This window comes from Photobacterium chitinilyticum, assembly GCF_004104355.1.
Classification (GTDB): domain Bacteria; phylum Pseudomonadota; class Gammaproteobacteria; order Enterobacterales; family Vibrionaceae; genus Photobacterium; species Photobacterium chitinilyticum.
Genome location: NZ_RJLM01000005.1, coordinates 378639 through 401115 on the forward strand (window position 1 = coordinate 378639; position 22477 = coordinate 401115).

20 protein-coding genes are annotated in these 22477 nt (G+C 45.0%); 11 read left to right on the top strand and 9 right to left on the bottom strand.

Annotated elements, in window-relative coordinates; all coding sequences use genetic code 11:
- Nucleotides 1–138: 138 nt before the first annotated feature.
- Entirely contained in the window at nucleotides 139–2970 is a 2832-nt protein-coding gene (locus tag EDI28_RS14835; RefSeq protein WP_128784659.1) for a M16 family metallopeptidase, read from the bottom strand.
- A gap of 284 nt (nucleotides 2971–3254) precedes the next feature.
- Here EDI28_RS14835 and EDI28_RS14840 point away from each other — a divergent pair, with 284 nt between their 5' ends.
- Nucleotides 3255–3881: a 3'-5' exonuclease gene (locus EDI28_RS14840; protein WP_428431896.1), complete on the top strand. Its 627-nt coding sequence runs from the start codon at nucleotides 3255–3257 to the stop codon at nucleotides 3879–3881.
- 39 nt (nucleotides 3882–3920) lie between these two features.
- The gene (locus EDI28_RS14845) at nucleotides 3921–4301 is read left to right on the top strand and encodes a PH domain-containing protein (RefSeq protein ID WP_128784660.1); all 381 of its coding nucleotides are present in this window, start codon (nucleotides 3921–3923) and stop codon (nucleotides 4299–4301) included.
- Nucleotides 4302–4419: 118 nt separating this feature from the next.
- Here EDI28_RS14845 and EDI28_RS14850 read toward each other — a convergent pair whose 3' ends face one another.
- Entirely contained in the window at nucleotides 4420–5082 is a 663-nt protein-coding gene (locus EDI28_RS14850; RefSeq protein WP_128784661.1) for an alpha/beta hydrolase, read from the bottom strand.
- 165 nt (nucleotides 5083–5247) lie between these two features.
- The gene (locus EDI28_RS14855) at nucleotides 5248–5682 is read right to left on the bottom strand and encodes an outer membrane lipoprotein (RefSeq protein ID WP_128784743.1); all 435 of its coding nucleotides are present in this window, start codon (nucleotides 5680–5682) and stop codon (nucleotides 5248–5250) included.
- A 301-nt stretch (nucleotides 5683–5983) separates the two neighbouring features.
- Here EDI28_RS14855 and rodA point away from each other — a divergent pair, with 301 nt between their 5' ends.
- The 4 genes from rodA to EDI28_RS14880 all read left to right on the top strand — a co-directional run bounded on the left by rodA (nucleotide 5984) and on the right by EDI28_RS14880 (nucleotide 10458).
- A complete protein-coding gene (gene rodA, locus EDI28_RS14860; RefSeq protein ID WP_128784662.1) occupies nucleotides 5984–7069 on the top strand; it encodes a rod shape-determining protein RodA in 1086 nt (361 codons plus the stop codon).
- A 192-nt stretch (nucleotides 7070–7261) separates the two neighbouring features.
- On the top strand, nucleotides 7262–8530 hold the full coding sequence (locus tag EDI28_RS14865; protein WP_128784663.1) for an O-acetylhomoserine aminocarboxypropyltransferase/cysteine synthase family protein: 1269 nt from the start codon (nucleotides 7262–7264) through the stop codon (nucleotides 8528–8530).
- Between the two features lie 171 nt (nucleotides 8531–8701).
- On the top strand, nucleotides 8702–9784 hold the full coding sequence (locus EDI28_RS14870; RefSeq protein WP_233353387.1) for an endonuclease/exonuclease/phosphatase family protein: 1083 nt from the start codon (nucleotides 8702–8704) through the stop codon (nucleotides 9782–9784).
- A 245-nt stretch (nucleotides 9785–10029) separates the two neighbouring features.
- Complete coding sequence (locus EDI28_RS14880) at nucleotides 10030–10458, top strand: MarR family winged helix-turn-helix transcriptional regulator (protein WP_128784665.1); 429 nt, start codon at nucleotides 10030–10032, stop codon at nucleotides 10456–10458.
- Here the strand turns inward: EDI28_RS14880 and EDI28_RS14885 are convergent.
- Genes EDI28_RS14885 through EDI28_RS14895 form a run of 3 tightly spaced genes read right to left on the bottom strand, consistent with a single transcriptional unit; the run spans nucleotide 10455 to nucleotide 14210 of the window.
- The gene (locus tag EDI28_RS14885; protein ID WP_128784666.1) at nucleotides 10455–11504 is read right to left on the bottom strand and encodes an HlyD family secretion protein; all 1050 of its coding nucleotides are present in this window, start codon (nucleotides 11502–11504) and stop codon (nucleotides 10455–10457) included. The genes EDI28_RS14880 and EDI28_RS14885 overlap by 4 nt on opposite strands.
- Nucleotides 11501–12874, bottom strand: coding sequence for a glycosyltransferase family 2 protein (locus tag EDI28_RS14890; RefSeq protein WP_128784667.1), 1374 nt, complete (start codon nucleotides 12872–12874; stop codon nucleotides 11501–11503). Before EDI28_RS14890 ends, EDI28_RS14885 begins: the two co-directional genes overlap by 4 nt.
- Nucleotides 12867–14210 carry a TackOD1 domain-containing metal-binding protein gene (locus EDI28_RS14895; protein ID WP_128784668.1) on the bottom strand — a complete coding sequence of 448 codons (1344 nt, stop codon included), beginning with the start codon at nucleotides 14208–14210 and terminating at the stop codon, nucleotides 12867–12869. Before EDI28_RS14895 ends, EDI28_RS14890 begins: the two co-directional genes overlap by 8 nt.
- Nucleotides 14211–14519: 309 nt before the next feature.
- Here EDI28_RS14895 and EDI28_RS14900 point away from each other — a divergent pair, with 309 nt between their 5' ends.
- From EDI28_RS14900 to EDI28_RS14920, 5 genes are all read left to right on the top strand, one after another.
- Nucleotides 14520–15065 (top strand): hypothetical protein, encoded by a 546-nt coding sequence (locus EDI28_RS14900; RefSeq protein ID WP_128784669.1) that lies wholly within the window; start codon nucleotides 14520–14522, stop codon nucleotides 15063–15065.
- 51 nt (nucleotides 15066–15116) lie between these two features.
- Entirely contained in the window at nucleotides 15117–15467 is a 351-nt protein-coding gene (locus tag EDI28_RS14905; RefSeq protein WP_128784670.1) for a putative quinol monooxygenase, read from the top strand.
- Nucleotides 15468–15766: 299 nt separating this feature from the next.
- Nucleotides 15767–17677: a bifunctional metallophosphatase/5'-nucleotidase gene (locus EDI28_RS14910; protein WP_128784671.1), complete on the top strand. Its 1911-nt coding sequence runs from the start codon at nucleotides 15767–15769 to the stop codon at nucleotides 17675–17677.
- A gap of 334 nt (nucleotides 17678–18011) precedes the next feature.
- Entirely contained in the window at nucleotides 18012–19547 is a 1536-nt protein-coding gene (locus EDI28_RS14915) for a YfcC family protein (protein ID WP_128784672.1), read from the top strand.
- 132 nt (nucleotides 19548–19679) lie between these two features.
- The gene (locus EDI28_RS14920; RefSeq protein ID WP_128784673.1) at nucleotides 19680–20321 is read left to right on the top strand and encodes a DJ-1/PfpI family protein; all 642 of its coding nucleotides are present in this window, start codon (nucleotides 19680–19682) and stop codon (nucleotides 20319–20321) included.
- 43 nt (nucleotides 20322–20364) lie between these two features.
- Here the strand turns inward: EDI28_RS14920 and EDI28_RS14925 are convergent, their stop codons facing one another.
- From EDI28_RS14925 to EDI28_RS14935, 3 genes are all read right to left on the bottom strand, one after another.
- Nucleotides 20365–20703, bottom strand: coding sequence for a DUF1840 domain-containing protein (locus EDI28_RS14925; RefSeq protein WP_128784674.1), 339 nt, complete (start codon nucleotides 20701–20703; stop codon nucleotides 20365–20367).
- Nucleotides 20704–20771: 68 nt separating this feature from the next.
- Entirely contained in the window at nucleotides 20772–21341 is a 570-nt protein-coding gene (locus EDI28_RS14930) for a rhomboid family intramembrane serine protease (protein ID WP_128784675.1), read from the bottom strand.
- A 167-nt stretch (nucleotides 21342–21508) separates the two neighbouring features.
- A complete protein-coding gene (locus EDI28_RS14935) occupies nucleotides 21509–22315 on the bottom strand; it encodes a crotonase/enoyl-CoA hydratase family protein (RefSeq protein ID WP_128784676.1) in 807 nt (268 codons plus the stop codon).
- Nucleotides 22316–22477 lie beyond the last annotated feature (162 nt).

The following is a 22477-nucleotide window of genomic DNA, read 5'->3' on the forward strand; positions in this document are numbered from 1 at the left end:
ATATGATTTAGGTCAATTTCTACATTCAATTACCTCGATAGTACTAGTGGTAATTTTCACTTTAGTGATGAAAGCAACAAAAAATAAAGCCCCGATTAACTCGGGGCTTTGTAAATATTCAATTGCATACGGTTAGGCTTATGAACTCCCCTCTCTTGGGGTTAGCATCGCTTCCATCTGTTGAGTATCCTTGCCGATCAAGCGTACCGACAACGCGTTAACCTCATCCAGTGTCAATTTCGACATAATCTTCTCAGGATGAATTGCCGCTTGAGGATCTGCGCCAAACAACAGGTAACTGCTGAGCATTAACGCTTGTTCCTGCGGGTTAGTCAGCCTCGATTTCATATCTGCAGCCAACTGTGACTTAGCCGCAGCAAACTCATCCGCAGTAAAGCCCATCCTTGCCTTTTCCAGTACCCGTTGAGTGCTTATTCGCACAGCGTTTAGCTTATCGGGTGCGGCATTAACAACAAAAGCCACCAGCGCCTCACCACTTCCATCAAACCAGGTAAGCTGGACATAGGGGTCATAACTTAGTCCCTGTGCGTTGCGCAGCTCATCGCGATATCTCTTATCCAATAAGCGATAGAATAAATCAGACGTAAATCGATCTCGGGTTGTTTTCGGCTCCCCCTGAGAAAACAGGTTAACTTCATAATTAACAGTATTATCTACCGCTTCCATTACTTTTTTCGATGCAGTGGATACCTTGGGACCCGTTCGGTAATCTGTTATTACTGGCGTAATCTCAGCCCCAGTGTCAGACTCGGCTTCAAAAGAAATACCAGCCACATAGCGCCTAAGCATCCTGTTGAATTCTCCTACCTCGATATCAGCACTGACCACTAAAGTAAAATTGCGTTTTTTCCGCATCAGGGTATCAATAACAGCCTGTACCTGCTTCGGTGTTGCTTGTTCAAAATCATCCCCAGTTACGGTCTGCATCGGGCTTTCGGAAGGATAAAGCGTCCCAACAACCTGACTGACAAAGCTACCGAATGGAGATGACAGCCAGTTATCCTGCTCGATAGCTAATTCATGTTGTACTGCGGTGAATTGCTGTTCGTTCACTGTTGCTGAAGTCATTGCCTGGTTCAACACCGAGAGGGCAAACGGTAGCTCCTGCTTGCCCGTTACACTATATAAGCCATGAGAGGTTTCCCAAATAACCGGTTCAAGATACGTGTTATGGCGAAGCAGCAACTTGTCAAATTCCGACGCGGTAAATCCTGCCAATCCGCTACGAGCAAAGACCGGCCCGACCATTTTAGCCGCATGGTATAACTCTGGCGGCAATGCCGCCATACCACCGGATGACATCAGATACAGATGAACATCACCCCCAGCTTTAGGCATCTGCCTTAACCAGACATCGATGCCATTTTCCAATGTCCAGCGATGTGTCGTTGGCTCAATCGCCTCATAAGAAGTGATCTCTCCACCTTTTTCTGGCAACGGGAAAGTTGCTGAAGATGAAGCCATCAGCAACTCCTTCCCCTCAGCAGATAGCTGCTTTTGGAACAGAGCAAGCGTCGCTTTGGCTTTCTCGGCATTCTCTTCCCTTGTGAGCAGTAAAACCAACTTATTGTTTGCTGCACCAAGGTACTTTTTGATCGCTTTATTCAGGCTTTCTTGATCCAATTGAGCCACAAACTGCTTCAACTGGCTGCGAACCGCTTCCTTCGGCTGTTGTGTTTTTCCTACCATAAGGGCATTAAGGCGATCTTCAGAAAAATCTACTGCTTTTTTATGTAACCACTGTGTATCTAAGCTTTTGATATCATTTCGCCACGTTTCTTTAATCGTAGCTAATTCAGCATCACCAATACCATAGTCACGTAAACTGGCTAATTCTTCTGCAAAGAATTGCTGAGCCGCCAGCCGTTCAGATTCTGAAAATTCAACGACTATCTCACCGATATAACGATTAATGATAAGGCTTGTGCCACTAAATGAGTTAAGCAGTGGCGACTGAGCTTCTATATGCCGATCTTTCAACCGCTGTCCGATAGCCTGTAATACCGCATTCTCAAGAAGCACAGCCTGATATTCAGTATCAGTTGTCACCTGACTGTCACTAAACTCCAACAACAAACCAATTCCAGCCTGTTGTCCTGCTGCGCCAGAAATAAACAAAGGCTCGGAAGTTAACCCTGCAATCCCTTCTCTTTCGGATTCTGTTGTAACGGGCTGATCAACCAAGGCTTCTGTCACACCCAAATCTGCCTCGCCAAAATAGCGGGAAATCATTAGCTCTAACTGCTTGCTGTTAATATCTCCGGTAATAATCAGTTCTGTTTGTTGAGGTAAATAATGGGCACGATAAAATGCCATCAAACCATCACGGTTCAGGCGATGGATGCTCTCTTGAGTTCCGAGCACATCTCTACCTTCATAGCGACTGTTTTCCAGTAATGCCTCGAAGACTTTAAGCTCTGCAGGTTTGTCACCACGTTGGGCAGCCCGAAACTCTCCGAATACCGCACCTTTTTCGTTCTCAATAAGGCTAGGGTCCAAAGTCAGCTTTCCGGTGGCAATATCACTAAACCAGGTAATCGCACTATCCAATCGTTTATTATTCGGAAGATCGATTTGATAACTCGTTATATCATGCGTCGTAAATGCATTCAGATCATGCCCAAACGAAACGCCCGCGTCGGCAAACAAGGACTCAACTTTCTTGGCATCGAAACCGGAACTACCAAGAAAAGCCATATGCTCGAGGAAGTGCGCATACCCCGCCTGCTCAGCGGTTTCATCTACTGCGCCAGCATGGACTAGCAGACGGAGTGAAACAGGCTCCCCGCTAACAGGCCGCAAATGATACTGCATTCCATTATCCAGTTGCCCTTGCAGCCATTGGCTATCGGCCTTTAAGGGATGTGGTTCTGGCAAACGCTGGCAAGCCACCAACAACAATATGGTTAATATTGTTCCCCAGAGCCTAACCAATCTTTTTATTCCCATACACTAATACTCAAATCTGCATATTCAATCAATTTATTATCATACAATTATCAACCACCTGAAACATATGATTATTTTTAATAAAACAACAGATAAGACTAAACTTACAATTTATATAGAAACCAATTAAACCTGTATATGCAAACAATTGACTGAGACCATTGACCTCACACTGAGCACTATAATTCATCCGCACGCAGGATGTTTGGCAGCCATGTTGGCATCCTTACGCCGCGCAGTTACAATAAACACCACTATTTCCGCCCTAATTACAGGTTTATTTCGTGATTACTTCTCACGCAGCCAACACCGTTATCGTCCTCGACTTCGAAACAACCGGACTTTCACCGAATATGGGCGATCGTGCCATTGAAATAGGTGCCGTGAAAATTGACAACGGCATTGTTGTCGATCGTTTCCAGCAACTCATGAACCCAGGATTCAGGGTGAGCAGTTTTATCGCAGGCTATACCGGTATTACCAACCAAATGCTGCAAAATGCCCCAGCCTGTGACGAGGTTATGGATCAGTTTGCCGATTTTATTGCCGGGTATAACCTTGTTGCTCATAACGCTTCGTTTGATCAGCGTTTTCTCGATGCCGAACTGGAAAATATCGGCCGTGATTACCAAGGACAGTTCGCCTGTTCAATGCTGATTGCCCGTCGTTTATACCAACAAGCCCCCAATCACAAACTTGGCTCCTTGGTTAAGTACAAAGATATCGATAATGACGGTGTATTCCACCGTGCCTTGGCTGATTCCGAAATGACTGCCAATCTGTGGCTATTAATGCTGGACGATTTAAGAGCAGATTATCAGCTCACGATGCCAAACTTTTCGGTGATGCAGAAACTCTCACGTACCGCCAAGGCATCGGTACCTACTTATTTAAAGAAGCAAGCCAGCTAATAGATACATTCATGTGATAAAAATTAATAAGGAAAAACAATGGGACTATTCGACGCACTATTAGGTAATGCCGGCGAAATGAGTAACGAGGAAGCCACTGAAGAGCTCGCCACAATACTCGGTGTCGATGAACAAATTGAACTGGCCTACAAGCTAATTCGAGACATGATTGTTCTGACCGACCGCCGCTTAATCTTGATTGATAAACAAGGTATGACCGGTAAAAAAGTAGAATACCGCTCTGTACCTTATAAATCTATCACTATGTATACCGTTGAAACGACAGGTCATTTCGATTTGGATGCAGAGCTTAAACTGTGGATTTCTGGCCAGTCTGAGCCTATCGCGTTGGAATTTAATGGAAAAACAAATGTCTACGCTATGCAAGGACTACTAGCGGCCAAAATTGCGGGTAAGTAGATTATAAATATGCTGCTGGTAATTAGCTAAATCATCATTGCTAGAAACACCTCAGCCCAATTTTAAAGCCACGATATACGTGGCTTTTCTCTTAATGCATATACTGATTATTTGTAGCTTACAGTTTCAAAATATCTTTTAACCAAGCTGAAATATCCCGTATCTGTGGCATACAGACCTGATGCTCCATCGGATAAGTCCGCCAGTTTGGTTTACAGCCAGCAGCCAACAAATCACTGACGGCATCTTCACCCATTGTTGGCAATACAACCGGATCATAAGTGCCATGCATAACTTCTAGTGGTATTGACCTGTTAATTTCACTAACCGTAACAATGTCTGATGTTGGAAAGTACGTAGAAAGAGCAAGCAACCCTGCCAGCCTGTGCTGATAGCTAAGCGCGGCATGATAAGCGACTGCACCACCCTGCGAAAAACCGGCAACAATGATACGTTGGCTATCAATACCACGCTCAATTTCACGTTCAATTAAATCGGTAACTTGCTTGGCCGAATCAAGAAGCTGATCGGTATTGAGTTTGCGCTCTGCCCCCATTTCCAGAATGTCATACCATGCAGGCATCACTACACCACCATTGATGGTAACGGCAATCGAAGGTGAATGAGGGAAAATAAAGCGAACTGGCGCATCCTGCGATAAATTCAGTTCAGGCAGAATAGCCTCAAAATCATGACCATTAGAGCCTAGGCCATGGAGCCAAATCACAGTAGCCGTCGGTTCAACACTTGGCTCTACTTCAACACACGGTAAATAAATCATGTTTAATCTGTCTGATAGTTAGGATCTTTCACCATACACCGAATACAAACATATTTACCACCCTCATCGGATGTCTGCGTTTCAATATGACACAAACAGAAAGCCACTGACCGAACTACAGTGGCTTTTCTATGCCTCGCCATTTTGAAACGCAGACATTGCAAACTATTCCGGCACTACCCGAGCGGTTTGACCGTCGATGTTCACCCTAACTCTTTGTCCAACCTGAAAAATCGTGCTTGGATTCACTTCCTGTACTATCGCTATAGTTTCTCCGCTATCCATTTTGATTGTCAGGTTCACACCGTCTCGTCTTGTGACACCTTCAGCCGCCTTGCTACCTGCCACACCACCAAGTACACCACCACCGATTGCCGCGATATCAGATCCCGAACCTCCGCCGATTTTCGAACCGAGAATACCACCAACAGCGGCCCCCGCTATAGCACCGACGACTTGCCCTTCACCTTCAATACTAACCGGCTCAGTTTTCATAATGGTTCCATAGCGTACCTGCTGAATTGTCCGTGTATCAGCAACACCGTATGAGTCTCCGTAAGGATTATTAGAGCATCCTGTAAAACCAAATATAGAAAACATCAGTACAATAGAGTAGAAAATCTTCACATCATCACCTACCAGACATAATCACCATTTCAATGCCATAAGTATAGGATCTATGAGCCTTTCTATTCACACAATCGATTGATTGGTTGTTTTGCAGGCATCAGTGAGCCGGGAGGCTATCTTTCAATTGATTATTATCTAAAAACCGCTACTTTATGCACCTTCTTGATGAGTCCACATAGCAGACGTCACACAGCCATCTTTGATTTTCTTCACTTTTCAAATGACTTAAAGCAGATGCCTCGCCTTGTGCAATTTCAATAGTATTCAGACTATGCTTAACTTTCGACCTCGTATTGATCTACCGTTACTTCTTGCTATTTCTTTGCTAATTCTACTTGGCTCTCTCACCGTATGGAGCGCCAGTGGCTTCAGTGAACCCATGCTAGAGCGGCACCTTACCAGAGCCTTAATATCCCTTACGGCTTTAGTTATTATGTCGACTATTCCACCAATAAAATACCAGCATGCCGCCCCCTACCTATATGGCCTGGCCATTATGTTGCTGTTCGGCGTCATAGTAATGGGCGACAGTACTAATGGCTCACAGCGCTGGCTTGCACTGGGCCCTGTTCGCTTCCAGCCTTCAGAACTGGTGAAAGTCGCCATCCCCATGATGATTGCATGGATGCTGGTTGTCGATCCCGGCCGGCCAGATCTCAAAAAGATCATCCTTTGCTTGATAGTCACCGCAATCCCTGCCGGTTTGATTTTCATTCAACCCGATCTTGATGGTGCTATTTTCACAGTGATCTATGCATTGTTTGTACTTTATTTTGCCGGTATGAGCTGGAAAATCATTTCCTCTTTTCTTGCCATCATTGCCACTACAATCCCGGTACTCTGGTTTTTTGTAATGGCGGCCTATCAGAAAAAGCGAGTTACCCAGTTCTTAAATCCCGAGTCTGATCCTCTCGGCGCAGGATACCAAATTATTCAGTCACTCATTGCCATTGGCTCTGGTGGGATCAAGGGGAAAGGCTGGACAAACGCCACTCAAGGCCACTTGGGCTTCATTCCTGAAAGTCACACTGACTTTATCTTTTCGACCTACGCCGAAGAATGGGGATTTTTAGGCAGCCTATTGCTAATCGGGCTCTACTTGTTTATTACAGGCAGAGTGATCTGGTTAGCCAGCCAATGTGAATCACCATTTTCACGCCTGGTAAGCGGTGCACTCGCATTAAGCTTCTTCCTCTACGCGTTTATCAATGTAGGAATGGTCAGTGGCGGATTACCCGTTATGGGCAGCCCGCTACCTTTCTTTAGCTACGGCGGAACAGCAATGATCACTCAAGGGGTGTGCTTCGGAATTATTATGTCCCTTTGTCTGCACAAACCTTATGAAAAAAGAAGGTAAAATTGGCACTAAAACACCAGTATTTCGACCAACCTAAAAATGATGTGCTAACTAAAATAGTTTAATACGCATATTACGTTGAACAGCCTCATGCTGAATCATCGCTATAGTTTTTAATAACTTCCTTTGACATACTGGTTAGTGATAATAATACCGACGGGTATTTCCTCCAGTTTCAATCAAGGAAGAAGAATGAAAGACGAAACACTATCGATACACTACGGATACGAAACAGATCCGACTACCAAATCTGTGGCTACCCCGATTTATCAAACCGTGGCCTATGAATTTGATAATGCCCAGCATGGAGCGGATCTGTTTAACCTAGAAGTGCCGGGTAATATCTATACCCGTATTATGAATCCGACCAACGATGTACTTGAGCAACGCATGGCGGCCCTAGAAGGCGGGATTGCTGGCCTTGTGGTGAGCGCGGGAAGTGCCGCTATCAATTATGCGATCCTGACCTTGGCAGAGGCTGGCGATAACATTATTTCAACTCCACAGTTATATGGCGGCAGTTACACCCTGTTCGCCCATATGCTCCCGAAACAAGGTATTGAAGTACGTTTTGCCAAAGACGACAGTCCCGAGAGCCTGGCAGAACTTATCGATGAAAAGACGAAAGCGGTCTACTGCGAAAGTATCGGTAACCCGGCCGGCAACATCGTCGATATTGAGCGCATTGCCGATCTCGCCCACGCTCAGGGTGTTCCAGTTATTGTCGACAACACTGTAGCCACTCCTGTTTTATGCAAACCTATCCAGTTCGGTGCCGACATTGTTGTTCACTCTCTCACCAAGTATGTCGGGGGGCACGGAACAACTCTCGGCGGTGTTATTGTCGATTCAGGTAAATTCCCATGGGCACAGCATAAAGACCGTTTCCCTGTGTTTAACCAACCAGAGCCGTCATATCATGGTGTGGTCTACACCGAAGCGTTTGGTGACGCCGCCTTTATCGGTCGAGCACGTACCGTTCCACTGCGCAATACCGGTTCGGCCCTATCACCCATGAACGCATTTATGCTCATACAGGGCCTTGAAACTCTGCCATTACGCATGGAGCGTCATACTGAGAATGCGCTTAAAGTCGCCGAGTACCTGAAAAAACACGACCAAGTGAGTTGGGTTAGCTATGCAGGCCTGCCAGACTCCCCTTATTACCCACTCGCAGAAAAATACATGGCTGGTAAGCCATCGGCCATTTTATCTTTCGGCCTGAAAGATGGTTACGAGGCAGGTGTTCGCTTCTATGACAGCCTCAAAATCTTCAAGCGTTTGGTCAATATCGGTGATGCCAAATCACTCGCGTGCCACCCGGCATCAACAACACACCGTCAGCTAAGCGAAGAAGAACAGCATCAGGCCGGAGTTAGCCCGGAAATGATCCGGCTTTCAGTGGGTATCGAGCATATCGATGATATCTTGGCCGATCTTGAGCAGGCGTTGAGTGCTTAGTCCTTTTATCTCAAAGTCGATAGCTCTAGCGCCTTAATTTCTACAATGTGGCAGCTATGGTTCTGTAGCTGCCACATAATTGTATCTATAGTCAGCGTTAAACGTATACAAGCCTGTTATATTCACTCTGTTATAATACCCCCAGTTAACACCAAGCAGAGATGTTATATTTTGTCGCAAGAGAACTGCACGACTGTCAAACAACCTGACACCATCAAAGTGGCCACCTTCAATTTATGTAATTATCTTGAGCCGCCTTACGCTTTCTATGACTTTGAAAATATCTACAGTGCAGAGCAATGGCAGAAAAAACAGAACTGGATAATCAACTACCTGAGTGAGCATCAGCCGGATGTGATCGGCTTTCAGGAAGTCTTTAGCCCCGAATCACTTCAACAGTTAGTGAAGAGTCAAGGATTCCCCTATTTTGCAGTGATTGACGAAGCGAAACTAGTCGACGATTACATTTATCAAAGCCCGGTGGTAGCCATTGCTTCCCGTTACCCCATTAAAGCTACTTCACCAGTGCAAGCGAATGCTGAACTGGCAACAGCAATGGGGCTATACGATAACTTTCAATTTAGTCGGCAACCGCTTCGCGCAACAATTGATGTTCCTCATTTCGGGCTGTGTGATTGCTATGTTGTACATTTCAAATCCAAACGCCCAACAGATCCAACCGTTAATGAAACAAAGACGGCTGACAAGGACAACACAGATACTGATGAGAGTGTCATCAAAGCCTTTACTGCAGAGATCTCGGGGGGCTGGGCATCATCAATACAGCGAGGTTCCGAAGCTGCTCTGTTGCTGACTGCCATCATCGAGCGAAGAGCACAATCAGGCAACCCGATATTGCTAATGGGTGATTTCAACGACAACTTACACGATGGTGTATTGCAGCACCTTTTGATCCAAACAGTGCGTAACCGCTCGCAAGGAGGCATTAACCAGCTGTTAGCTCCTTACCGTCTTAAGGACAGCTGGGCATTATATCAAGCGGCTACTCAAAACCAGGATAATGACGGAATACCTCCCAAACAGCGCGCTTACAGCCACTATTTCGGCAGCAAGGGCTCAGTACTTGATTACATTCTGCTGTCTTGCGAATTTGATACTGAGTATCAAGAAAGTCTGGCAGAGGTTAGTTGCTACCATACCTATGATCGGCACCTGATAAATCCCATTTACGAGCAGGACAGCCAAAGCACCGATCATGCAGTTGTCATGATAAGCCTTACATTGCTCTCATAGTGGCTCGCTTTTTTCCTAAACGAATACCGTCACGGATGTTTAGCCCCACAAATACTTCATTGGAAAACCCAGCAATAAGCTCGACAATCTGTACTAGCCAGTAAATCAGATCAAACTGACCGTTTGCCGACCATGACGCGAGAAAATAGGCTGCAGGGATCAAGATGATAGGAACATACGCATTGAAAAAGCGTATGTACTTCCCTTATAGTACTCAAAACGATTGAATTAATTGAAAGATCACCATGAGTACAACCTTTGATCGAAAAGAAAGCTTTGGCTGGCTGGTAAATGTTGTTGCCAATAACGCAGGAAAAAGCTTTGATAACGAGTTAAAAAAGCACGGACTGTCTATTGCGCTCTGGCCGACCCTAATGTGCTTATGGGAAGAGGAAGGGATAACCCAGCGTGATATTGCACTAAAATCCAAAGTAGAGAGTTCAACAACAACACGCACGTTGGACAAGCTAGTAAAGCTTGAGCTCGTTGAGCGACACGAAGACCCAAATAGCCGCCGCTCTTTCCGGATCTATCTCACTGACAAGGGAAGAGCACTAAAAGAGGTCTTGCTACCAATCCCCATTGCAGTCAATGAAGCAGTGTTGTCTTCACTTGATGAAGACGAGCAGAAAATGTTAATCAAACTGCTTCAGAAAATGGTCAAAGCTATCTAGTTGAATTTCACCATAACCGGCAAACCTTCTATTTTCAGTTTGTCGGGAATGGTCTCTTCAAGGATCAACTTTACCTTCAGCATGCTTTTATGGCCTTCAAAAGGCCCTGCTAGCTGAGGTGGGATTTTGTCGGCGAGTTCAACTTCACGCCCGACTCTGGCTTTGATCTCTTCCCCACTCGAAAACTGAATCACCGCCTTCTCACCCTGCTGTACTTCTTCAATGTACTTAGGTAGCACGTAAGCATTTACCTGATACTGATAGGCACTAGCCAGCAAAAGCAAAGGCGTCTCTTCAAACACCCAGTCACCGGGTTTTACCAGTACATCAACCACTCGCCCGCCACTGAATGCGACAGGCTGTAACTGGGTTAACCGGCTTTCCATCTCCGCCAAATCCCGCCTCAGTTCATTCATTGCCATTGATTGTGAACCAGCAGAGACCAACTCCTGTATCTTTCTCATTTCATCCACTTTTCGTTGCAGTGCCTGCTGGTAGATAAGCTGAGACTGGGTGCGAATTTGCAATACTGCAGCAAAATCTGCACTCGATACCAAGTTTTGCTTCTTGTACTTGGCGTACTCCTGAAACACCGATTCCTGATTTTTTGCCCCTTCCTTGGCAATGCGAATTTCTTCATCTAGCGCGGCCATTTTTGCCTGGTTGTAACGCCGCCAATCAAACTTAAGTTGCAAGAGCTGATACCGGCGCTCGGCAATACCAGCTCGTAGCAATGGTGATGTCACCCTCATCAAAGGTGTACCCGGCTCGACCTCTTCCCCAATAACGGCAAATACCTCATCAACTTGCCCTTCACCACTGGCAACAACAAGCTGAGGCTCAGTTGTTACAATACCTGGGGCGGTCGTGATCACCCAGTCTCGTCCCACATACCAAAGCAAAAAAGCGACAGGGCTGAATGTTAGGACCAAGATAAAATACCAACGGAGATTAAACGCCACCCGCTTAGCGGGTGCATAGGGAACCCTTATCCCTTCTTCTTTCGATGCATCCTGCTGTTTGGGGGAATTAAACGTGACCTTCATTGAGACCTCTTGTCCTTACCACTCTGCCACCAGCGAAAACGATGCCCCCGTTTCAACACCCACCATGGAGCCATGCCACTTTCTTCATGTGAGCTTCGAAAAATCTCATTTAGCAGAGCAACAGCGGCCCACATTCTGACAACGAAAGTATAAATAGGAAACAGGACAAGCCAGGGGGCTATTTTCAAGTCTTTCAGCGGCCGTTCGGAAACCGCGACAACAAAGACCAGAAAATTAATCACAGAAAACAACCAATAGATCAGGTACAGACCAATGAGTATCGCGGCTACAAACTGAGAGGGATAGGCAAATACTAACCACCACATATAAATTGTGACCAGCAAAGGTAAGACAATATTCTGTCCGATCCCGAAAACCAGCGTATAGATAAATGTTTTCCAGCCAAGAATCCTTGGTGTTAACGAATAAATGTGTTTGCGCAGATACAGAAACAGTAAATCACCATCCCAGCGAAGGCGCTGTTGACCAAGCGTCCGAACTGTATTGGGAGCATCAGTATGGCCAATCGCTTTAGGAGCGAAGGCAATCTTCATTCCGGGGTGACGCTGAAGGTAGTGCTTAATTCTAACAGTAAGGTCCAAATCCTCTGCCGTATGGGTATCCCAACCACCGATATTACGCAGGAAGTCTTTACGGAAGGCACCAAAAGCTCCGGAGATATTATTGATTAGGTTCCATTCACTTAACCCAGTTTTCCCCCCATGCATCGATATCATATATTCAATCGACTGCATCCTGGTCACCAGGCTATCGTAAGTATTGCGAACCCGAAGTGCGCCACCGACTGCAGGCACATCCGGGTCATCAAAACAGTGAACAATTTCATCAACCATATTGTTATCAAATGACGTATCACCATCGACATTAATAATGATCTCCCCTGTCGCAACCGCCAACCCAGAATTAAGAGTCGATACCCGTCCACCACGCTGCCACTTGGGCAACAGTACCAATTGCCGACTTTTGAATCCGATAAAATCATACTTGCAAGCACGAGCTACCTGATAAGTATGGGCATTTTGCTGAGCCCCATCGATAACGGCGATAATTTCGAGCTGCCCTGGGTAAAGTTGCTCGCGCAACGTATCAACCGTCACTCGAATCGCCTCACCTTCCGAATAACAGGTAATAATGCATGACACTTTGGGCAACTGCCCCGTACGCTGTATTCCCTCCGCCTTATACTGCCTTGAAAACCACTTCAAAACGCCGCTTAGCGTCAGGATCATCAAAGGGATCTCAAACGCAAGTAACATCGGCAGCAACATCGCCATCACCAACGGTGTATTCGCAATATTGCCGGCAAAATCAGTCAAGATATATCGAACAGTAAACCACCACTCACTCATAATGTGTCACCGACGATAACCACTCCTTGATCCAGTCTTCTGCTTTCTGATCCTCAGGTACAGGCAGTGCCTTAACCTGTATTACAAGCTCCAATTTATCCAGCCCTTCAACTTCACTTAAAACCGAGATCCTGTCTCTTATCGCCTCCCAGACATGTTCGCTGGTATGCGGCAACAAAAGAATGAGAATATCGTCTGAATACTGACAAACTACATCTGTCTCCCTGAAAATCCCCTGCATCCGTTTAACCAGCTCCTTGAGCCTCTCCTGGACCTTGAGTAGCCCGAGGTCAATTTTTACTTCAGACAGGTTCGACAGCCAAATCACCATAATTGTGTTGTCACCGCCGTAGCGGATTTGGTTAGAACTGATCCACTGTAACAGCCATGGTAGGTGGTCCACCGTTATGGCAGATCCCCAGGTCAGAGGAAGATGGAGCAGATGCGAGCCTTCAAGGGCAATTTGACGGGCCAGTTTACCCACCTGAAATTCAGTTATTGGGGCCACGATCAGATCATCAGGGGTCTGTACCTCACCGCAATCATGACAGCGCACTTTTACTATGGCTTCGATAAAGCGGATATAACAGGAATAGCAGCTGTAACGTTCCAAGGGCCTATCATAATCGACACCGATATGGCGAAGTTTGGTCGAACATTTAGGGCACTGCATAACACCGGACTGTATAAAGACATCTTGATCATCAACGTAACCGCAAACAAAACAATGGACCCCAGGCTTAAGATGAATATCGATACTATTGCATTCAGGGCATACATCGACATAGTTAAGCCTGCCACTCTGACAATTACGGCATAACCGAATTCTGTCGACAAGCTTACCGGGCACCAGCAAATGATGTTCGACAGCCCGCATCAAAGCCAAATTTGACTCGACACCGACCAAACAATCCAATAACGGATAGCGATAACCTTTTTGGTAAATTCCCGACCAAACAGGCGTCAGGTGAAAATGAGAACGAGGCCAACAGTACCATGCCAATAAATCGAGGGGTTCGGGATGGGGGGTAATATGTAACAGCGCAAGTCTTTCAAGGATTGGCGGTATTCTTTGCCTCATTTCTTTGAGGTAGCCATCCGATAACACATCTGACATTTTACTTCGATCGACACAAAAAACAGGTTGTAGGTGACGTAACTCATCACTTCGAATCTTGAGTAACATCTCATCTTGGCGTGCAGGTTCGACATTAATTAATACGGAGGGGTATGCATCCACATTCCATTCTTCGATCCGGTCAACGCAGGTAGGCAAGTCCGCCACCGGGTCTCCAATTACTTGAATGTTTACATGCTTACCTATCGATTCAGTCATCTGTATACTCGCCATATCGTCATAGGAACTTCAAGCAACCGGCAACACCTACAAGGCCGGCCGCCTCCAAATGGTATGACTAAAATAAAATCCTTCTATAGCAAGATGTTGAGTTATTAGTTTAGGTCGAAACTTGTTTCTTTTTTCTGTTCGGTTCTGAGAAGAAAGTGATATTGCTCTACTTTATCTATCCAAAACATACTCAACATTATGATTATTAGCATGTTATAGAAAATTTGTATTAGCTAAGTACTTGCTTGTTTTGGCATAATCAGATATCTCAATACGGAAAGAGTTCGACACTGATCCATGAAAGCCTTATTCCCTACCAAACTGCTATGTAGCGCAGTATTATTTGCTGCATCTAGCCTGAGTACCACAGTGAGTGCCGCCAACTTTCCCTATGATTATTTTGAGGTTCGGGTGCCATTAAGCCCAGGGGGATTAGGTATTGCCGGGAGCCAGCAGATTCATCCAAACGCTCATATTATGGCCGAGGCCGAAAGCCATTTTGAAAATGACTGGATTATTGGCGCAGGGATCGGATTCAATTCATCCGTCAACCAATTCACCGACATAACCGGACAGATCAAGTTATTGTCTTTCAAGAATGAAGAAAATAATAGTTCGATGGGGCGAATAGCCTCTGAACTAAACTTCGGCCTATCTGCGTGGATACTTCCTCAGCTTGAAACTGGCGGACAAGTCGGTGTCATTTCCGCAGAGGAAGATATTACAAAATTCAGTCTCTATGCACGCCTCCATACAGGGGACGCATTTTCCATGGGAGCTGAATGGCGAATCAAAGGCATTAATGATCAGACGCTTGCTTTCTCAGTACGTTACCCATTTTAAGTCTATTATTGCCTAAGCACCATTTTCTATAAAGTGATAAGGAAATCAACGATGTCAAAAAAAGTCTATTGCATAGCGCAATTTCAACCAAAGGCTGGACGAGAGCAAGAACTCTTCAGTGCATTACAAGCACTGGAACCCAATACTCTTCGTGAAGATGGTTGTGTTCAGTATATTGTCACACGTCAAATTCCAAGTTCTTTCGCACCCGGCGAATCATTCCCGATAGCGTTCAATGAAATTTGGGCCGATATGGCAGCCTTTGAGGTACATTGTCAGCGTGCAGAGATTCAGGGCTTTTTTGCTCAGCACTGCGAAGCCAAGACCGGCGCGGCTGAAAAATGGAATGTCTGCATTTATTCCGACGAGCCAAGCAACTACGATACACCCAAACTAGCCTAACCGAACAAGATCTGGACAACTCATTTACTAGTGAAACGAGTTGTCTTTTTAGCAATCCGTCCCTTTCTATCTATTCACACCTTTCATGAATATTTTCCATACATCAATGACCACTATCTTCAGATTCAGCGCTTAATGACAAATCAATCACTATTCAATCAGGTGATGTGCGAGAGTGCTCACAACTTTATAAAATAGCGACATTTATTGCATAACTTTAGAGATCTCTATCATTCACGCACCTCAACATTAGATTTAGAATCGTCGCTCTAAATTTTGATTAATACAACAAGTTGATTATGAGAAAACATATTTTAGCGTCAGCGATTTGCCTTACACTTGCTGGCCAAGCCGTTGCAGCAGATGGTGATATGATTGATGTCACTATTCTTGGTACTTCAGACATTCATGGGCATTTCATGCCATGGGATTATGCCAGTGACAAGCTCAATATGCGCGGAAGCCTGAGCCAGATTGCCACCAAAGTAAAAACAATTCGTGACGACCAACAAAATGTCATCTTGGTTGATGCCGGCGATACCATTCAAGGCAACTTTGTCGAAACATTCAAGGAAGAGCCTGTTTCTCCTATGATGTTAGGCTTCAACGAAATGGACTATGACATTTGGGTATTAGGTAACCATGAGTTCGACTTCGGTCTTAATGTTCTAAACCGTTCACTAACCCAGTTCAAAGGGACTTCTCTTGGTGGCAACATCAAGCGGGCCGACGGTAACCCGTTCCTACCTTCCTACAAAATTATTGAGAAGCAAGGTGTAAAAATCGGCGTAATTGGTATGGATACGCCAATGACACAGGTGTTTGCCGAAGGCACAAACCGCCTTCAAGGAATGACATTTACTAACCCGTCACTTGAAGTCAAAAAAGTCATTAAGAAAATCGATGACAAAGTAGATGCCATTGTACTTGTAGCGCACATGGGTATCGACAACGAAAATAATATTGAAGCAACGGGTGTACGTGACATTGCCAATGACAACCCTGAGCTTGATGCTATCGTTGCCGGTCATATGCATACCTTAGTAAACAAAGCGACAATTAACGGCGTTATCATCACTGAACCCGATAAGTATGGTCGCGCCCTATCTCGTGTCGATCTACAATTCGAGGAGAAAAACGGTCAATTCACCCTGGTGAACAAAGATAGCTATACCTACAAAATAAAAGGCACGGCGTCTGATTCAAAAATGGAAGAGCTTTATGCCCCTTACCATAAGCGCCTACGCGAAAATGCCAACCGTGTTATTGCCGATCTTTCCGGTATCGATCTGGTGCCTGAAAACGAGATCAAAGGCATCCCTCAAGTTCACATTCAAGACACAGGCATCAGCACGCTATTCCAAGAAGCCAGCATGCACTATGCACCAATGGCAAATGTGATTGCGCTTCAAATCGACAATGATAAAGCCGAGCTGGATGTGGGTAAAATCAAAGCAAAAGATATTGCCTACAACTATCAGTATGCCGGTGGCGAAATTACCGTGTATGAAATGACAGGCAAAGAACTTAGAACCTACATGGAATGGGCTGCCGGTTATTTCAACAGCGTTAGAGAAGGTGATGTTACCTATAGCTTTAATCCTGAACGTCGTTCATCGAAATATTCTACCAATGACTTCTTTGCCGGTGTTACCTATACCATTGACCTGACAGAACCTGCTGGTCAGCGCATTAAGTCATTGCAATTTGCCGATGGCAACATGATCACCGATACTACCCCAATCCGTATTGGTATGAACAGCTACCGTATGGGCCACCTCACCAAAGCTGGCGGTGTTCTTGAAGGACGCGAATTCCCAGTACTCTTCGATACCGAAGCCGAATACGGCGAGGATCCAGGCACAATACGAAACCTGACTATCCGCTACCTTACCGAAGTTAAAAACGGCAAGTACGAAGGCAAAGAGATGCGCCGCTGGGGGCTAAGTGGACTAGAAGGCTACGAAAACGAGCGTAGCATTGTGAAAGCACTTATCAATGAAGGTAAAATTACCGTTCCAAGCAGTAAGGACGGTCGTTATACCAACGTTGCGTCCATTAACGTAAAAGATAAAATTTTTGCAACCAAGGATGAATTAAAACAATTCGTTGCAAAGATGGAACAAAAACTAACTAATGCCACTGATGATGCAGTCAAAACGCAAATTGAACGTGAGATCATTATTGCCAAGGCACTGAATAAAGCTTAAGTAAACTAAACAGATATATTAAAGCCTCCGTTAAATCCGGAGGCTTTTTTCGTTCTGCTCACACTCGGAAATAAGCTATCGACTACCATCATTACTTCTAACAAACCAACATCTTACCTAGTGTTTAAAATTTGCTCGCAGTCTCAAATTTGCAGCTCTTCGCACGCCAAATAATCCAATTGTGATATTCAGCCGTTTTTAAGCATCTGATTACAATAAAATCCCGCACATAGACCAATAAAGCAGTTTAACTATCCAGAATTTATCCATTAATCCACACAAGAAACTAGGTTGAAGATTCAAATATCCTAGTCTGATTAACAAAGGGGTTGTTATGAGTACCGATGGAACTACAGTCGACACACCAACAAAAAAGAAGCTCAGCTTTCCTTCCGCATACACGGTTCTATTTTGTGTTGCCGCTCTGGTAGCAATGCTAACTTGGTTTGTGGATGCAGGGGTTTACAATAAGCTGTCCTATGAAGGTGAAAGTTTCATGATCACCTTTGCTGACGGCAGTACAGAAACACTTCCCGCAACACAAGAAACATTAGACAAGGTAGGCATAAAGGCCGACTTAGAAAAGTTCGTCAATGGCGATATCTATAAGCCAGTTGGTATTCCAAATTCCTATACTACGGTTGATCCCAATCCGCAGGGGATAATGGATCTCTTCCAGGCCCCTATTCAAGGTATGTATCAATCAATTGATGTGGTGTTTTTCGTACTTGTGATTGGTGGCTTTATTGGCATCGTCAATCATTCCGGTGCGTTTGGCTCAGGCATCAATCGATTATCACAGGTGATGACAGGTCGGGAAAAGTGGCTCATCGTTATTGTCACAGCCTTGATAGCCCTTGGCGGTACAAGCTTTGGTATGGCTGAAGAGACTATTGCTTTCTATCCTATTCTGGTTCCCATTTTCATTGCTGCCGGCTATGACGCTATTGTCGCCCTCGCCGCGATTTATCTAGGCTCCTCAATTGGGACAATGTGTTCGACGGTTAACCCATTCAGTACCATTATTGCCTCGAATGCTGCGGGTATTAACTGGACGCTTGGTCTAGGCTCTCGGATGGCAATGCTGATTGCCGGTACGGTTGTATGCATGCTGTATATCATTCGTTATGCGCAGCGAGTTAAAAATGATCCAACACAATCACTCATTTATAGTCAGAAAAAAGAGATTGAAGCACGCTTCCTAAAGAACATCGATCCTAACGCCTCATCAACCAAGCTTGAAAAGAGACATTCGATTATTCTTACTCTGTTCGCCAGTACCTTCTTTATTATGGTGTACGGCGTATCAAGCCTTGGCTGGTGGTTTGAAGAGATGACCACGCTGTTCTTCGTTTCTGCAATCGTCATTGCGTTGGTTGACCGGATCCCCGAAAAAGAATTTGTTAGAGAATTTATCCAAGGAGCCAATGATCTTCTTGGCGTTGCGCTCATTATTGCTATTGCACGTGGTGTGACAGTATTGATGGATGGCGGGATGATCAGTGATTCTATTCTTCATGCCAGCGCAACAATGGTCGAGGGAATGGATAAAGGGCTATTTATTGTTGTAATGATGTTCTTATTTGCAGGCGTATCATTCTTTGTTCCGTCTTCATCTGGTTTGGCTGTTCTGTCTATGCCTATCATGGCACCATTAGCTGATGTGATAGGTATTCCACGAGACAACATTGTAAGTTCTTATCAATTCGGTATGGGATTGATGGCATTTATTACACCTACCGGCCTGGTGCTTGCCTCTCTTGCCATGGTCAATGTTACCTTCGACAAATGGCTTAGGTTTGTTATGCCGTTACTTGGTATTCTCGTCGCCATGGCGGCCGCTACCTTGTTGATAAACGTTTATATCTAACCTCACCTCGCGTTAACTAATCACTCCCAACCCAATTGACTTGAGTTGGGAGTGAGTCGTAATAATTCGAATGATATTCATCTTCCTCTATGCTTTATTAACTACCAAAACTTAAATTATCAATGGATAACTATGCCAGAAAGCCAATCTGCACCAACAATACAGCAATTTACAGTAACCGCATTGCTCTTTGATCAATTCGACTTACTGGAGGTATCAGGTCCTTTAGAGATGTTTGGAATACTGCCCGAACACTTCAACATCCAATTCGTATCTCAGCTTGGACGACCCGTAGCCAGCATGCAAGGCCCTAAACTGGTTGCCGATTTCAGTATTTATAACTCCCATAAGAGCGACATTTTGCTGGTTCCTGGCGGTGCCGGTGTTGAACAGGCTATTACCAACACCTTGTTAATTGATTGGTTACAGCAGCAAAGCAATAGCGCCAATTACATCTGCTCTGTCGGTACAGGTGCCGCACTGCTGGCACAGGCCGGTGTATTAAAAGATAAAGCCGCTACAACAAACAAAAAACGTTATCGCTGGGTAACAGGTATTGGCACCGATATTAACTGGTATCCCGTTGCCCGCTGGGTAAAAGACGGCAGGATTTTCACGTCATCAGGAGTTTCGGCTGGTATCGACTTATCTCTGGCAGTGATCGCCCAACTGCTCGATGAGGAAACCGCCCGTAAAACAGCCATTGAGGCAGAGTATATCTGGGTTAATGACCCCAGTGATGACCCTTTTGCGCCGTTGCATGTTGTCTCATAACTCAACAGTCCAGTCGCTCACGCAATGCTGGAGAGAAGTAAGATCATTCCCACATGATGTAACACTGCTCTTTTTCTGCCGCTTTCAGCATCTCGATTAAAGGCAGTGCTCGGGTATTAAGGCTAACTACAGGCTCGACATCCTGTTCATCGCTATCATCGATATCTGCGCCTTGAGTTTGCCCTTGCTCTCTCGCATCCACTTCTAACTGATGAATACTCGTGGTTGCCTTCTTCAAGTTGGAAAGCGCCATAGGGATATTCTCCGCATCAATAGCACCAGGAATATTTTCACAATACCCCATCATTTTTAGCATTTGCTTTGCCACATCACCAAACATGACAATGTTGCCGCTCACCTTGCAACTAAAAGTAACTAACATTTCAACTCCACCATCTATTACACCGGATATCTACCAAAAAAGCCTATCAGCTAATCAACATATATAGCCTATGTTACTGGTTCTCGTTGCTTATCTCGTCGAGAAAAGAAATAACCCGCCAACACACCGGCCAAGGCACCAAAGAAATGACTTTCATAACTAACCCAGCTATGCGCCGGAATAAATCCCCACACCATAGAGCCGTATAAGAACATCACAATAACCGCAATAGCAATTGACTTGAGGCTACGATACATAATCGCGTAGACCAGTAAATAGGCCCATAAGCCGTAAATAATACCACTTAACCCAACATGGTAATGCATCCGACCAAATACCCAAACGCCAATGCCGCTCCCTACCCAGCTAATCATAAACACGGCGATAAAGCGAGATAAGCCAGAGCTAGAGACTAAATAGCCTAAGACCGAGAACGAAACTAAATTGCTGAGGAGATGAGCCCATGACCCATGTAAAAAAGGATAAGCGACAATACCTGTGAAATGGCTAAAATGCCGGGGTAATAGTCCATAATCATTAAGCTGGCCTCTGAAAAACACATTGGCAATATGTATCACTAAGGTAAACAAACAAATAAAGCCAATAACTTTCAATGCGTCTTTATCGCTCTGTCTCAATTGCTCGCCCTCAGTTATTTCATTTATTTTAGTATAAGGCGTTTTTATATCTGATTCAGTGAATTATCAGACACTACAGTGATCAAGAGCTACAACCGAATGGCTTCAAGATAGGTGTAAAGGTGCCTAGCCGGCACCTTTACAGTATACCAAAACTACTTTACGACTTACCAGAATGACTGGCGATGCTGATAGTCAATATCTGTTTTTGAACGCTGGCGCTTACCGGCAATAAAAAAATTACGGCCAAGTAGCAAGCGTATTTGACTAAACGTCTCTCGGGCTAACAAGTTTCGCTCACTGCCCGTCCAGCATCGGTTGGTTGTATGTTTGATTGCAGCCAAAGCATCCGGTGAAGCTTGCGAAATCTGGCGGCAGAACGCTTTAGCCGCAGCCATCGGGTCGTCACTTACATCTGTCACCAGTGATATTTTTCGCGCTTCTTCCCCCGACAAAATCTCACCGGTCATGGTTAGCTTCATCGCCACATCTTTAGTCACAACTTCTCTTAATGACAATAACCCAGCCATATCTGGAACAAGCCCCCAGCGAACTTCCATAATAGAAAGCTCACTATCTGGCGTCACGAACCTAAAATCTGCCCCCATCACTATCTGCAACCCGCCTCCGTAACAACGTCCTTGAATAACGGCAATCACAGGTACAGGGATCAATCGCCAATTACGAGATACTCGTTGCGCTAAGTTGGCATTGCCTGGCAGAACTTTTGCCAGCAAACGCAGGGCTTTATTTTTTGATGTCGCTACACTTTTTATGTCTAACCCGCTGCTAAATGTCCCTCCATTCCCGGTTAGGATTACCGCACGAATGTCTTTTCGTTTTCTTAGCTGTTTACTGACCGCATCCAATTCACGAAACATTTCCATATCCAGAGCATTCAGTTTATCAGGCCGATTAAGAGCAACCGTCACTATTCCCCGCTCTTCTGTCACTTCCAGTTTATTCCAAGTCATGAATAATATCCTTATCTGGTCTGTCCAGTTAAACTTAACACATAAACAACAAAAGGCTAATTTTCAATCAAGGCATTAGCGGGAATTATCAGACTTTACTCAAGTATCACCGAGATTGAACCATAGTACTGCTTTGTTACACATCCATTTAAAACAACAGTA

Coding starts and splice junctions, on each gene's coding strand:
- EDI28_RS14845 (WP_128784660.1), top strand. CDS start 3,921: ATGGGACTATTCGACGCACTATTAGGTAATGCCGGCGAAATGAGTAAC.
- EDI28_RS14835 (WP_128784659.1), bottom strand. CDS start 2,970: ATGGGAATAAAAAGATTGGTTAGGCTCTGGGGAACAATATTAACCATA.
- rodA (WP_128784662.1), top strand. CDS start 5,984: ATGCTTAACTTTCGACCTCGTATTGATCTACCGTTACTTCTTGCTATT.
- EDI28_RS14895 (WP_128784668.1), bottom strand. CDS start 14,210: ATGACTGAATCGATAGGTAAGCATGTAAACATTCAAGTAATTGGAGAC.
- EDI28_RS14890 (WP_128784667.1), bottom strand. CDS start 12,874: ATGAGTGAGTGGTGGTTTACTGTTCGATATATCTTGACTGATTTTGCC.
- EDI28_RS14915 (WP_128784672.1), top strand. CDS start 18,012: ATGAGTACCGATGGAACTACAGTCGACACACCAACAAAAAAGAAGCTC.
- EDI28_RS14865 (WP_128784663.1), top strand. CDS start 7,262: ATGAAAGACGAAACACTATCGATACACTACGGATACGAAACAGATCCG.
- EDI28_RS14880 (WP_128784665.1), top strand. CDS start 10,030: ATGAGTACAACCTTTGATCGAAAAGAAAGCTTTGGCTGGCTGGTAAAT.
- EDI28_RS14850 (WP_128784661.1), bottom strand. CDS start 5,082: ATGATTTATTTACCGTGTGTTGAAGTAGAGCCAAGTGTTGAACCGACG.
- EDI28_RS14885 (WP_128784666.1), bottom strand. CDS start 11,504: ATGAAGGTCACGTTTAATTCCCCCAAACAGCAGGATGCATCGAAAGAA.
- EDI28_RS14855 (WP_128784743.1), bottom strand. CDS start 5,682: ATGTTTTCTATATTTGGTTTTACAGGATGCTCTAATAATCCTTACGGA.
- EDI28_RS14900 (WP_128784669.1), top strand. CDS start 14,520: ATGAAAGCCTTATTCCCTACCAAACTGCTATGTAGCGCAGTATTATTT.
- EDI28_RS14935 (WP_128784676.1), bottom strand. CDS start 22,315: ATGACTTGGAATAAACTGGAAGTGACAGAAGAGCGGGGAATAGTGACG.
- EDI28_RS14920 (WP_128784673.1), top strand. CDS start 19,680: ATGCCAGAAAGCCAATCTGCACCAACAATACAGCAATTTACAGTAACC.
- EDI28_RS14910 (WP_128784671.1), top strand. CDS start 15,767: ATGAGAAAACATATTTTAGCGTCAGCGATTTGCCTTACACTTGCTGGC.
- EDI28_RS14925 (WP_128784674.1), bottom strand. CDS start 20,703: ATGTTAGTTACTTTTAGTTGCAAGGTGAGCGGCAACATTGTCATGTTT.
- EDI28_RS14905 (WP_128784670.1), top strand. CDS start 15,117: ATGTCAAAAAAAGTCTATTGCATAGCGCAATTTCAACCAAAGGCTGGA.